We start from the raw sequence: 13,252 nt of genomic DNA on the forward strand, positions 1-13,252 counted from the left end.
GACATGACATGACAAAGTCACATAGATCTTAAAGCGTAATTTTCACCTGCCGCTTGTATAGTCTTACCCAACTCAGAAGCAACATCCGCTTGCTGAATTTTATTCCAGATCATTTCATGAAAATAAAACGCAACCGTATTTACCGCAGGTTCTACTATCGCCACCAAACCACCTACTACTAAACTTCCAGTTATCAGATAAGCGACAGAAAATGCTATCGAGAAGTGCATTACCGCAAAAGTCATTGTTTTAGCCATGATGAGTCTCCCTTTTGAATTACTATAGAGACTAAGGCAAGAAGATTGATTGTAAAAATATATTATTAATATCCACCTGATAGCTTTTTGCTTTCATTATCATGATGCTTTATCCAAGAAGTCCGCCACGCCTTCTAACAGCTCTGAATAAACACGGACTTGTGCAACATCGGTCGCTGCAGATTCACGCATGGCCAACCAAAAACTAGGGCTAATGACACCAACAGGCCTTTGCCATTGCTGAGTTTGCTGCATAAAATCTGCGATCTTATTAACCAACTCATTTTCGCAGAAAATCAATACTGCGCGTGGATTCAGCGCTTCAACAAGACTAGACCAATCTTGGCTATATTGTATATTTGGTATGACACGACACGACACGCCCTTATCGAGCAAAATAGCGGCAGCCATGTAACACCACACAATACGCTGAGAAGCTAAACCCGTTATCAATACCTTAGGAAGGCTCTTTTTCTGCACTTTAAAGCCACTTTGTCGCGCCATTAAACACGAGAGTATGATCGACTCACAAAAGGCTAAGGTCGCTCCCTTTCCTAGCTGTTCAAAGCTCGGCAAGAGCCAATCTCTTATCGCAATCTCTGCGGGATATTGAGAAAAAACTTGCTGGTATATTTGTTCAACTTTATCAGCCTGAAACGTTTCCGCCGCATGGATTAAAGATTCTTTCCACTCTAACCACTCGCTGGATAAAACCATCCCTTCCAGTGTGCCTCCTTGCTCGAGTAAAGCTCTCACCTTACTCACAGCAACTCCTTGCTGAATCCAACGCAAAATAGCTTCTACGCGCTGCACATCGGCTTGATCGTAAAGTCTATGACCTTTTTCTGTCCGCTTAGGCTTCAATAATCCGTAACGCCGCTCCCAGGCCCTTAGGGTGACTGAATTCACACCCGTTTTTAAAGATAAATCACGAATGGGAAAATACCCTGAATCACTCGACAAGACAGATTCGTCTAAAAGTTTCTGGGAGACTTGATTTTGTGCTTCTAAGGCTTGGTTAGACCGACTCATACATATTTCCAACAAATCATCACTCATCTAAGACAATTTCATTATTGTGGCCTAAACTTCTATGGCCATCAAAAAAACGATACCACTAAAACTATACAAATATTTTTTTGTACAATCCAGTTGCTTTTCTTGTACAGTTTTCTATATTGTATAAGAAAAGCAACATGGACACTGGGAAAAAAATGAACACATCATCTACCGGTCAAGCTCACACTCCAACGTTCGATATTGCCATTATTGGCGCAGGTCTCGCTGGCAGCTTATGTGCGCATTTGCTATCTCAGTCTAACCAAACGGTATGCGTGATTGATAAGAGCCGCGGCAGTGGCGGTCGAGCGAGCAGTAAAAGGTTAGAAGGAGATGTCAGCTGCGATCTTGGCACACCCTATATTATTGCAAAACACCCTGAAATTATCTCACTCTTCAAACAACTGGCTAAAGAACATATCGTCGCACCATGGAAACAACTCAACAAAGCGGACACACAAGCTTTTGTGGGCGTCCCAAAAATGAGTGCTGTCACCCGCCACTTATTAGGTGACACGCATTTCATCACCAACACTCGCATCCAACACCTAGAGAAAGTAACACACCAAAACCAGCAGCCATATTGGCAACTAAGAGATGATAAATACCAACCTATTGTAATCGCGAAAACCATTATCATTGCTGCACCAGCACCGCAGGCCGCTTCTATATTAGCCACTCACAGTGAATTGGCAGTACTTTTGCTTAGAGCAAATCAAGCCAGCTCTGCATACCAATCACAATGGGCAATGTGGTTAGAAACAGAGACATGCGATCTAAGTGCACTGATTGAGCCTAAAAATTCGCCCATAAAACGCATGATTAAAGATAACTACAAGCCCCTACGCCACAGTGAAAAAATGGACCGCTGGGTCATTCAAACCAACCCAGACTGGACTAAACAACACATCGATAGTGATAAAGAGTGGATCACTCAAACACTGCTTCAAGCATTTGCGGATATAACAGAACATCGTGTGCTAAAACATGGCGAACCACATCGCTGGTTTTTTAGTCGATTTACAGAAAATAAAGGCAACCATAATTTTGCTTGGTCCGCCGAAAACAGCGTTGGACTTGCTGGTGATTGGCTATGTCAGGGTGACGCTGAAGGAGCATTACTCAGCGCCCTATCACTTGCTCAATGTATTAAAGACTCAAAATAGAAGAATATTGGAGGATTCAACTATGCCACATTCGCAACTTTCACCAGATCAATTGACACATAAAATTCCAGTTGGTATCAGTGCCTGCTTACTTGGGGACAACGTCCGCTTCAATGGCGGTCACAGCCATTCTGATTATTGTGACAAAACACTCAGTCAGTATTTTGAGTATCAAAAGTTTTGTCCTGAAATTGCAGCGGGCTTTGGCACACCTCGCCCAACCTTACGACTAGAAGGTGACCCAAACTCCCCTAGAATGGTTTTTAGCAAAAATGCCGATCAAGACGTTTCGGATGTGTTCATGGCCGCATCGAATCAATATTTAGAACATCTAGCCCATCTAGATGGCTATATTTTGATGAAAAAATCCCCTAGCTGTGGCATGGAGCGAATTAAGGTTTATCAAGAAAACGGTCATCCTCACATGCAAAGAAGCGTCGGACTCTTTACCAAAGCTCTGCAACAACGCTATCCATTACTGCCCATTGAAGAAGACGGTCGCTTAAATGACCCAGCTCTGAGAGAGAACTTTTTATTAAGAGTCTTCACTCATCATGATTTCCGGCACTCCATGACAGAAGACGCTCGAATGAAAGACCTAATTGCTTTTCATAGCCGCTACAAATACATGGTTATGGCACACTCTCAGCCAATGTATCGACAACTTGGGCGCATGCTTTCAGGTAATGATCCGAGACCTTTTGATGAATTAAAAGCCGCTTACTTTGAAGCATTAATGACCACACTTTCAAAACCTGCTGAACGTAAAAATCACTGCAATGTACTCATGCACCTTGTGGGCTACTTAAAACACGCAGTGGATGTGTCCGTTCGCAAAGATATCTTAGATGTAGTTGAGCAATACCGACGCGGTGAAGTCAATCTAGCCACGCCCGTCACCCTACTTCGTCATTATCTAAAACATTACGGCAGCGAGTACATAAATAGACAAAGTTACTTTATCCCCTACCCATCTCCGCTTGGTATCCGTAATACAGTTTGAAGGTAAGACAGAAAAATGAAAATTGAACATCTGGTTTGGTTAAGAAACGATCTTCGTAGTCTGGACAATCCAGCGCTATATTTCGCATCATTAGAAGCAAAAAAAGCAAAACAAGGCATTGCTGTTGTTATCACGCCTACCCCAATACAGTGGGAGAAACATAACGAATCAGACGCAAAAACAGGCCTTCGAGCAGGTTTAATAAAGAACCTTGCAAACACTTTAGCGACATTAGGTATTCCACTGCACATTCTTGAGGCTGAAACGTTTGACCAGCTTCCTGAGACAATAACAAGGTTCTGTCTCGACCATAATATCAAACACCTTTGGTTTAACCGCGACTTACCGGTTCACGAACAGCAACGTGATCAAGCTGTGTGTGAACAGTTAAAGCAACATCAAGTTCATTCTCACGTTCAATCCTCCGACATTATTGTTCCGCAAGATGTGCTTAGTCAGCAAGGTACACCGTTCAAAGTCTTTACTCCCTTTTTCAATCGGTGGGTTGTCATGCTGGCTCAACAAGATAACACACCACTACCAATACCTGAGCCACAAGCAGAAGCCCTGCCTAAGCCGAATTTGAATTTCGCATGGGAAAAACCCTTCAGAGACGACCTATGGCCGGCCGACCAAGACACAGCAAAACAAAAACTTTGGCAGTTTTGTCACCACAAAGAACGCCATTATCAAAAATCCAGAGATTATCCCATTGAACCTGCCACTAGCACCTTATCGCCGTATCTTGCACTAGGTGCTTTGGGCCCAAGGCAATGTTTAGAAGCGATTTTCTATACTTGCACCCAAGAGGAAAAGCGCTGGCAAGAAAGTATCTGGTTAAAAGAGCTTGCCTGGCGAGACTTCTACCGTCAGCTAATGGCCCATTTCCCTTTCCTCAGTATGAACCGCCCATTCAAACCGGAAACCAATGCACTAATCTGGCGAGAAAGCGAAGAGGAATTTCAGGCTTGGTGTGAGGGCAAAACCGGCTTTCCTATTGTAGATGCGGCAATGCGCCAATTAAACCAAACAGGTTGGATGCATAATCGTTTAAGAATGATCACTGCCAGCTTCTTCACTAAACTGATGTTTGCCGATTGGCGTAGGGGCGAAGCCTATTTCATGAGCAAACTCATTGATGGAGAATTTGCCGCAAACAATGGTGGATGGCAATGGAGCGCGTCCACTGGCTGTGATGCTGCTCCGTATTTCCGTGTCTTCAACCCTACAAGACAATCACAAACTTACGATCAAAATGGCGACTTCATTCGACGCTTTGTTCCAGAACTTGCCAAGCTAGACGCTAAATCCATTCATGACCCCAAACCAGAACAACGAAAACTCTGCCACTATCCTAACCCCATCGTTGATTATAAAGCAGCAAGATTAGCGGCTATCGCTGCTTTTGATGCATTAAAAGAGCATTAAATAAAGGGTGTTTTTCTGTTGACCGACACGGGAAGATTGGCAAAACAGAAAAACACCTATATACTTTGAACTGTAACTTTTTTAAAACTAATCTTTTACAGATCAAAATAAAACCATATAATCCGTAAAATCTTTGGGATTACCTATTCATTATGCCTAATTCTCCACAACACTTACACGACGTTCTCGTCCACTTAAGACGCATTATTCGCGCTACAGATCTTCAATCAAAGCGTGTGGTAAAAGCCTGCGGCTTAACGATTCCGCAAATTATGGTACTGCGATCCATCGAAGCATTGGGTGACGTGACCGTACGCAAGATTTCCGATAGTGTTTCATTAAGCCAAGCGACTGTGACGACCATACTAAATCGTTTGGAAGACCGTCAATATGTCGAACGCGTTAGAGCACAAAAAGACAAGCGTATTGTGAATGCACGACTAACAGAATCGGGATTGGAAATACTAAAAACCACACCGCCTCTGCTGCATGAAAAATTCATTGACGAATTTGAGTCACTGGAAGGCTGGGAACAAACCCAAGTACTTTCATCCTTGCAACGTATCGCTATGATGATGGACGCAGAAAACCTAGATGCAGCACCATTACTGGATATCAATTCTCCTGATGCGCTAGTTTAAAAAACGCTTAAATGAAAATGGCCGCAAATTTGCAGCCATTTTCATTTAATTCACAGCAAGCCAAGATCACTTCAGATTCAGTACATCCTGCATATCGTACATGCCTGCCGATTTACCAGCCAACCAGCTAGCGGCACGAACAGCACCTTTCGCAAAAGTCATACGACTACTGGCTTTATGAACAATCTCAATACGCTCACCTTCCGTTGCAAACCAAACACTGTGCTCACCAACCACATCACCAGCACGAATGGTTTCAAAACCAATTTCTTTTTGGGTACGGGCGCCCGTTTGACCTTCACGGCCATAGACAGCACACTCTTTTAAATTTCGACCTAACGCTTCAGCAACCACTTCTCCCATGCGTAATGCCGTACCAGAAGGTGAGTCAACTTTATGGCGATGATGCGCTTCTACAATTTCCACATCGTAATCATCACCTAAAATTTGCGCAGCCGTCGCTAATAGCTTAAGCGTTAAGTTCACACCGACACTCATATTTGGAGCAAAAACAACAGGCGAGCGTTGTGCGGCTTCCATCAGCGCCGCTTTCTCGTCATCGCTTAACCCTGTCGTTCCAACTACAATGGCTTTTTGGTGTTTGGCACAAAAAGCGGCATTTTCTAACGTTAGCGTCGGCGTCGTAAAATCAATCAGCACATCAAAATCATTCACACAGTCAGTCAACGATGCAACGGCAGCTACACCTAACTTCCCAACACCCGCAATTTCACCCGCATCGGCACCGATCAAACTACTGCCAGGTTTTAAAATAGCAGCGCCTAAAGAAACCTCTTTAGCATCATGAATGGCGGTAATTAAATTTTTTCCCATGCGCCCGGATGCGCCAATAACTGCAACTCGCATTTGTCTACTTCCTCAATTTTGTCTGCGCAAACCATAGCAAAAATTCACTTTAAACTCAGCATTAAAAATCAACAACTTGTAGAGCGAACAAAAAAAAGAAGCCGAAGCTTCTTTTTATCTGTCTACATTGTTAGAGAACGACCTAAAAGATCTCATTAGGTCGTAATTCACTCACATTATCCAAACCAAATTCAATGGCACCATCAGAAGGTACATCATCGACTGTCGTGCGCATGGCTGGTCGCGACGTATCGTTTTGCTTAATCACAATTTCTACCCGTCGGTTTGTCGCACGGTTAGCAGGCGTATCATTCGGCACCAAAGGACGAGTGTCCGCGTAACCCGTAACGGCAAAGCGACCTTGATTAAGAATGCCTGTCGAGAACAGCTCTTCAGCCACCGAAATAGCCCGTGCAGAAGACAGCTGCCAATTCGAGCGAAAACGACGGCTATCAATAGGCACGTTGTCAGTATGGCCCTCTACTGAAATCGTACCTTGAATGCCAACTAAAACATCACGAATGAGGTCAATAACAGGGATAAAATCATAATTCAACTCCGCAGAGCCAGACTCAAAAGACCCTTTATCCTTAATCCTTATTGTGATGGTCTGCTCTTGCGTTTCAATTTCTACCGTACCTTTTGAAATTTCTTCGCGCATCACCGAGGCAATCATTTGTGCATCACCCTCTGTTTCTTGAATTTGTTTCTCTCGTTCAAGATCCGCATTCGATTTATCCACAAAAGTGACTGGTGAAGGAGAACCTGAATTACTTTGCTCTTTTAATTCCGCATCACCAGGCTTACAAATGACCTCAAGCGTATTTTCAGGTGTACTGTCTGCTTTTTGCCGCACCTCATTTATCGGCGTCGGCTCAGGACGACCTGGACTGAACTCTTGGGCAATTATCGAGGTTCCCATTGGAATGGAATCCGCTTTTACCTCACTCTGTACACCAAACGCTACTTTCAAAGAACCTGCCAGTTGCTTAAATTTCAACACATCCATTTCAGCAAATGATAGTAAAAGCACAAAGAAACACATTAATAACGACATGAGATCGGCAAACGTTCCCATGTATGCAGGTAAGCCCTCTACACATTCGGGGCAATCTGACTCTTCTTCATCGCTCATTATCGAACCCGTTTACAACTAAAATATTATTCACGCTCAGTCCGCTTACCTTCTGCAATATAGGTTTTCAGAGCACCATCCAAAATACGAGGGTTCTGACCCGACTGAATCGCAAGCAAAGCATCCAAAATAAGTTTCTGACACGTTAACTCTTCATTAGCACGAATGTTTAATTTCGCTTGAATGGGCAAGCACACCATGTTGGCCAGCATCGCGCCATAAAGAGTGGTCAACAAAGCAATAGCCATGGCAGGACCGATGGCCTTAGGATCGTCCATGTTAGCCAACATTTGCACTAACCCCACCAGTGTCCCTATCATCCCCATGGCAGGGCCTACATCACCAAAGGCTTTAAATACTTTAGCGCCAGCCGTATGACGAAGGTAGGATTGATTCATGTCTTTGGTCAACTGACTTTTCACCACATTGCTATCATGGCCGTCCACTAACATTTGAATACCTTTCGATAAGAAAGGATGCCCCACTTCTTTTCCTTCTAACGAGAGCAATCCGCCTTTTCGAGCCTCATCGGCTAAACCGTATATTTCATCGATCAAAGTATCTAACGGAACGCTTTTAAACATAAAGGCTTTCGCAGCCACTTTGCCAGCACTCAGAAACTGACTTAAAGGATATTGCATCAAAACAACGAAGGTAGATCCGACCAAAACAATCAACGTCGATGCTGTATCAATAAACATTCCCGCTGATCCACCAACAAAAATGGCGGAGATAATTACTATAAAAGACCCAACAAGTCCTATTAACGTTGCGATATCCACACACGTCTCCTGACAATAAAGCTATAATACGACCGATACATTTAGTGATTCTATACGAAACGAAGACGAAGGATGAGATCTTCTTACAGGATTTTTGTAATTTTCGTTAACACTCCCTCGAACAATAGGCAATTTTCTGTTACAAAACGTAGGTTAAAAACAAGAGTAGTCAACATGTCACGTAAAACAAATGTCCGTCATTTTGAAGAAAACCTCAGTGAACTGGACACGCTGGTCACACAACTTGAATCCAATCAGCTCTCACTCGAAGAAGCATTAAAAGCCTTTGAAAAAGGCGTTAAGCTAAGCCAAGAGTGCCAAGCGGTCCTCACTCAAGCCGAACAAAAAGTCCAAATTTTGCTGGAAAAGCAAGATGGAGAGCACCTAGAAACCTTTGATCCGGAATTACATTCGTGACGCTAAACGATTTCTCTCAATACGCTCGTCAACGCGTAGACTTTTACCTTACGCAAAATTTAGACCAATATAAACCTGCAAGTCATTTACAGGAGGCCATGGCCTACAGTTTATTCAATGGCGGCAAACGCGTTCGCCCTATGTTGACCTATGCGGCAGCCTCTTTGTTTGGTAAAGCAAATAGCCTCACCGACGCCTGTGCGGCAGCAATTGAATCCATTCATGCTTATTCCTTGATTCATGATGATCTTCCAGCGATGGACGACGATGATTTGCGCCGTGGTAAGCCTACTTGCCATATACAATACAACGAAGCAACAGCTATATTGGCAGGTGATGCCTTACAAACCTTTGCTTTCGAATTATTAAGTGACGCAAAGCACCAAAACACCAAGATACAATTGCAATTAATTCAGGAACTTGTTCTTGCTTCTGGCCGTCATGGCATGGTCACTGGACAAATGATTGACTTAGCCAATGTTGGAAAAGATATTGATATCAATGCACTTGAACAAATGCACCAACACAAAACCGGCGCCCTTATTCGTGCTAGCATACGGATGGGAGCGATCAGCGCAGGTGCGAACAGTGAAGCCGATTTAGTCGCCTTAGATGCCTATGCCACAGCCATTGGGCTGGCTTTTCAAGTACAAGATGACATTATAGATATCACCAGCGACACCACCACACTGGGAAAAACCCAGTTTTCGGATGAAGACGCAAACAAGCCAACTTACCCTAAACTGCTTGGTTTAGAAGGCGCACAAGCACTTGCTCAAAGCCTACACAAACAAGCCATTACAGCGATTTCACCTTTTGGTGACGCGGCTCAACCTTTAGTTGAGCTTGCGAACTATATTATTGGCCGCAACCACTGATATACTTACCCGCTTTTTTAGATTAATTAAATGTGACCAAACCTGTGCCCATGTTCGAAGAGATACCTACAGCGCGACCTGAAACGCCACTGCTTGATCAAGTCAACGCGCCCGCTGACTTACGCGCCTTTAAAAAAGAGCAGCTGCCAACACTTGTCCGTGAGTTACGAGAGTTCATGCTTTACAGCGTCGGACAGACTGGCGGACATTTTGGTGCAGGACTTGGTGTTGTTGAACTCACCGTTGCCCTTCATTATTTATACAATACACCTGAAGACCGCATCGTTTGGGACGTGGGCCACCAAGCCTATCCCCATAAGATTTTAACCGGTCGTCGCGAAGCCTTACTCAACATTCGCCAAGAAAACGGTATATCCGGTTTTCCAAAACGTGATGAAAGTGAATACGACACCTTTGGTGTTGGCCATTCTAGTACGTCAATTGGCGCGGCACTTGGAATGTCTCTTGCCGCGAGACAATTGAAAACAGGCCGCAAAGCCGTTGCCGTTATAGGCGATGGCGCGATGTCCGCCGGCATGGCTTTTGAAGCACTGAACCACGCAGGCGATGTAAAAGCCGACATGCTGGTCATTTTGAATGATAACGAAATGTCCATTTCCAAACCTGTTGGTGCATTATCCAGTTATTTTGCACGTATTTGGGCAAGTAAAACCTACGATCATATTCGCGAAGGCGGCAGAAAGGTTTTTTCTGGATTACCCTCCGCATTAGAACTGGCTCGTAAAGCGGAAGAACACATGAAAGGCATGGTATCGCCTGGCATGATGTTTGAAGAACTAGGTTTTAACTATATCGGCCCTATTGATGGTCACGATATGGATCATCTATTGACCACCATTGCCAATTTGAAAGACAGAAAGGGACCTCAATTCCTGCATGTCATCACCAAAAAAGGCAAAGGTTTTGAACCTGCTGAAGGCGACCCAATCGGCTACCATGCCATTAACAAGATTGAACCAGACCCCAAACCCAATGTAGAAAAAAGCAAGCTGCCCAAATACTGTAATATTTTTGGTCAATGGGTATGTGACGCGGCCGAACAAGATGACAAGCTGGTTGCCATCACACCCGCCATGAAAGAAGGTTCAGATCTCATTGATTTCGCTGATCGTTTTCCTGAGCGATACTTTGATGTCGCCATTGCTGAACAACATGCCGTGACGCTCGCCGCTGGCATGGCGTGCGATGGAATCAAACCCGTTGTTGCGATTTACTCTACTTTCCTACAGCGTGCCTACGATCAACTTATTCACGATGTTGCCTTGCAGAATCTGGATGTTTTGTTCGCCATTGACCGAGCAGGATTAGTGGGTGAAGACGGTCCAACTCATGCTGGCGTTTATGATCTAAGCTACCTTCGCTGTATTCCAAACATGGTTGTTATGGCTCCGTCAGACGAAGACGAATGCCGTAAAATGCTACAAACAGGCTATGAATACAAAGGCCCTGCTGCCGTGCGTTATCCGCGTGGAACAGGCCAAGGCATCGACATTGAACCGGATTTACGCACGCTTGAAATCGGCAAATCTCGTACCCTACGAACAGGACAATCTGGCATTGTCATTTGTGGTTTTGGTCGCCCAACTTACGATGCTCTGCAAGCAGCAAATACATTAGACGCAACCTTGCTCGATATGCGTTTTGTCAAACCAATTGATGAGGAAGCCCTACTGTCTCATCGTGAAGCAAAGCTCATCGTCACTGTCGAGGAAAATGCCATCATGGGAGGCGCGGGGTCAGCCGTCAGTGAGTTCTTACTTGCCAACAACATCAACATTCCAACGCTTCACCTTGGTTTGCCCGATCAATACGAAGAACATGCTAGCCATGCTTCTATGCTAAAACGTGTAGGACTCGATGCAGAGGGTATTCAGAAGTCTATAGAACTCAAATTAACTCGCATTTCAAACATCTAAAGTGAAAAAATCCGTTTCAGAATGCCTATATTGGGTAAACTAAAACGGATTTTTTTATCATGAATTATAAGCAATTGTGGATTACATAGACCTCGGTGCGAACATAATAATGGCCATCCCCAAAAGTGCCACTGCAGACCCCACCATATCCCAAGTAGTTGGACGAATGCCATCCACAAGCCAGAGCCATACCACCGCCATGAAGATATAAACACCGCCATAGGCCGCATACACTCTCCCAGAGGCTGTTGGGTGCAGTGTCAGCAACCAAGCAAATAATGCCAGACTGAGTGCTGCGGGCAACAATAACCAAATAGTTTTTCCTTCTCTCAACCAAAGATAAGGTAAATAACAACCAACAATCTCAGCCAGTGCAGTCACCATAAAAAGGCCAAGTGTTTTTAACTCAGACAAAAGAACGCTCCTTTTAATACTCTTATCAAGGCGTCAAACACATAGGTACAAGACGAATGCCATTAAAACCATCCTTACTTGCTAGCGTAAAGCCAACTATGCTTCGCTAAAAAATGTCAGTTTACAAGCTAAACGAACATTACAGAACTTTATTCAGTGACATTTCTTGAGATGGCTCTATTGAGACGATAGCATTTGGAAGCGTAAAGACAAAAGTGACCTAGCCGATCTATTGTTTACAGATCTACTAGGCCATTAAAGGTGACAGGATGAATGATTAAGCGGCTTTTAAACTACGCTTGTTACTCAGATAAATCATTGTGATCGCACCAATTAACAGCAAAATTGCAATGTATCTATTGCCATCCAATGGAATGACACTGTTCTCTAACCAACCAAAATGATCAATGATTAGACTCATAATTAACTGACCTGAAATAGTACAAACCGTCGCTGCTGCGATACCAATTTTAGGCACAGCAAACACCACGATAAGCATATACATTACACCAAATAAAGCGCCACTAAGTTGCCACTTAGGCGCACTGAATAGGGTAGTATCATGACTCGGTTCAAAGAAGAAAAACAATAAGAACGAGATAGCGAAACCAATCACAAATGTCAGCCAAGCACTGGCGATCACCCCCACAGTATTCCCTAAGCGGCCATTAATAGAAGATTGCACAGACAGAGCTATGCCACCTAATATCAACATAAACACGGCGAAAAATACGGTCATATTATTTACTCCTAACTCAACAACCAAAGGGCAGCGACAATCATCACCACAGCCAAAATTCGATACGGATCAATGCCGCGCTTTTCACTGCCCAACAAACCATAATGATCAATCACCAGACTCATACCGATTTGCCCTAATAAAACACTGGTCATTGTCATACCGACACCAATAATCGGTGTCGCTATGGTGAGAAAGACCACATAAACCGGACCTAAAACGCCGCCGGTTAGCAACCATTTAGGCTGTTTAAACAGTTCCGGCAAATTAGGCTTCGCAAAGAAAACCATAATCAATGACAGCAAGATAGAACCAATCATAAAAATCGCCAGGGTCGCTGAAAAATGCCCAACTAACTCCCCCAAAGGCCCTAAGAGTCCAGCCTCAATAGACAATCCCATGCCTGCTGCCAATACCAAAAGATACACCATTATTTGCATAAATTTGATTCCACTCGTTTTCGTTGCAGGCATTGTTCATTGATGCTTAAATCAATTCAATAACACAGATAACAAGTGATAATTGCATT

At 43.8% G+C, this 13,252-nt stretch carries 15 protein-coding genes; 7 read left to right on the forward strand and 8 right to left on the reverse strand.

Translation table 11 applies throughout. From position 1 onward, the window contains the following. Positions 1-17 precede the first annotated feature (17 nt). Entirely contained in the window at positions 18-257 is a 240-nt protein-coding gene (locus DKT73_RS15235; protein ID WP_111639412.1) for a DUF2061 domain-containing protein, read from the reverse strand. A gap of 99 nt (positions 258-356) precedes the next feature. Continuing rightward, positions 357-1,289, reverse strand: a complete 933-nt coding sequence (locus tag DKT73_RS20420; protein ID WP_269814508.1) for a MerR family transcriptional regulator — start codon at positions 1,287-1,289, stop codon at positions 357-359. A gap of 182 nt (positions 1,290-1,471) precedes the next feature. On the opposite strand from DKT73_RS20420, the gene DKT73_RS15245 reads away from it, so the two are divergent. From DKT73_RS15245 to DKT73_RS15260, 4 genes are all read left to right on the forward strand, one after another. Further along, entirely contained in the window at positions 1,472-2,482 is a 1,011-nt protein-coding gene (locus DKT73_RS15245) for an NAD(P)/FAD-dependent oxidoreductase (RefSeq protein ID WP_111639463.1), read from the forward strand. Between the two features lie 22 nt (positions 2,483-2,504). Further along, positions 2,505-3,485, forward strand: a complete 981-nt coding sequence (locus tag DKT73_RS15250; RefSeq protein ID WP_111639414.1) for a YbgA family protein — start codon at positions 2,505-2,507, stop codon at positions 3,483-3,485. Positions 3,486-3,500: 15 nt separating this feature from the next. Continuing rightward, positions 3,501-4,913 carry a deoxyribodipyrimidine photo-lyase gene (phrB, locus tag DKT73_RS15255; protein WP_111639415.1) on the forward strand — a complete coding sequence of 471 codons (1,413 nt, stop codon included), beginning with the start codon at positions 3,501-3,503 and terminating at the stop codon, positions 4,911-4,913. A 152-nt stretch (positions 4,914-5,065) separates the two neighbouring features. Further along, positions 5,066-5,554 carry a MarR family winged helix-turn-helix transcriptional regulator gene (locus DKT73_RS15260; RefSeq protein ID WP_111639416.1) on the forward strand — a complete coding sequence of 163 codons (489 nt, stop codon included), beginning with the start codon at positions 5,066-5,068 and terminating at the stop codon, positions 5,552-5,554. Positions 5,555-5,620: 66 nt separating this feature from the next. Here DKT73_RS15260 and dapB read toward each other — a convergent pair whose 3' ends face one another. The 3 genes from dapB to pomA all read right to left on the reverse strand — a co-directional run bounded on the left by dapB (position 5,621) and on the right by pomA (position 8,338). Beyond that, positions 5,621-6,421, reverse strand: a complete 801-nt coding sequence (gene dapB / locus DKT73_RS15265) for a 4-hydroxy-tetrahydrodipicolinate reductase (RefSeq protein WP_111639417.1) — start codon at positions 6,419-6,421, stop codon at positions 5,621-5,623. Positions 6,422-6,563: 142 nt separating this feature from the next. After that, positions 6,564-7,556, reverse strand: a complete 993-nt coding sequence (locus DKT73_RS15270; protein ID WP_111639418.1) for a flagellar motor protein MotB — start codon at positions 7,554-7,556, stop codon at positions 6,564-6,566. A 26-nt stretch (positions 7,557-7,582) separates the two neighbouring features. Further along, complete coding sequence (pomA, locus tag DKT73_RS15275) at positions 7,583-8,338, reverse strand: flagellar motor protein PomA (RefSeq protein WP_111639419.1); 756 nt, start codon at positions 8,336-8,338, stop codon at positions 7,583-7,585. A 174-nt stretch (positions 8,339-8,512) separates the two neighbouring features. On the opposite strand from pomA, the gene DKT73_RS15280 reads away from it, so the two are divergent. The 3 genes from DKT73_RS15280 to dxs are packed head-to-tail and all read left to right on the forward strand — an operon-like array spanning position 8,513 to position 11,570. After that, positions 8,513-8,755 carry an exodeoxyribonuclease VII small subunit gene (locus DKT73_RS15280; protein ID WP_111639420.1) on the forward strand — a complete coding sequence of 81 codons (243 nt, stop codon included), beginning with the start codon at positions 8,513-8,515 and terminating at the stop codon, positions 8,753-8,755. Then, positions 8,752-9,633, forward strand: coding sequence for a (2E,6E)-farnesyl diphosphate synthase (gene ispA, locus DKT73_RS15285; RefSeq protein ID WP_111639421.1), 882 nt, complete (start codon positions 8,752-8,754; stop codon positions 9,631-9,633). The genes DKT73_RS15280 and ispA overlap by 4 nt, the downstream gene beginning before the upstream one ends. 50 nt (positions 9,634-9,683) lie before the next feature. Then, a complete protein-coding gene (dxs, locus tag DKT73_RS15290; RefSeq protein WP_111639464.1) occupies positions 9,684-11,570 on the forward strand; it encodes a 1-deoxy-D-xylulose-5-phosphate synthase in 1,887 nt (628 codons plus the stop codon). Positions 11,571-11,651: 81 nt separating this feature from the next. Here the strand turns inward: dxs and DKT73_RS15295 are convergent, their stop codons facing one another. The 3 genes from DKT73_RS15295 to DKT73_RS15305 all read right to left on the reverse strand — a co-directional run bounded on the left by DKT73_RS15295 (position 11,652) and on the right by DKT73_RS15305 (position 13,163). After that, entirely contained in the window at positions 11,652-11,984 is a 333-nt protein-coding gene (locus DKT73_RS15295) for a YnfA family protein (RefSeq protein ID WP_111639422.1), read from the reverse strand. A gap of 277 nt (positions 11,985-12,261) precedes the next feature. Beyond that, the gene (locus DKT73_RS15300; RefSeq protein WP_111639423.1) at positions 12,262-12,723 is read right to left on the reverse strand and encodes a DMT family transporter; all 462 of its coding nucleotides are present in this window, start codon (positions 12,721-12,723) and stop codon (positions 12,262-12,264) included. 11 nt (positions 12,724-12,734) lie between these two features. After that, positions 12,735-13,163, reverse strand: a complete 429-nt coding sequence (locus tag DKT73_RS15305; RefSeq protein ID WP_111639424.1) for a DMT family transporter — start codon at positions 13,161-13,163, stop codon at positions 12,735-12,737. Positions 13,164-13,252 lie beyond the last annotated feature (89 nt).

Origin of the sequence: Marinomonas shanghaiensis (assembly GCF_003259175.1) — a bacterium.
GTDB classification, from domain to species: Bacteria; Pseudomonadota; Gammaproteobacteria; order Pseudomonadales; family Marinomonadaceae; genus Marinomonas; species Marinomonas shanghaiensis.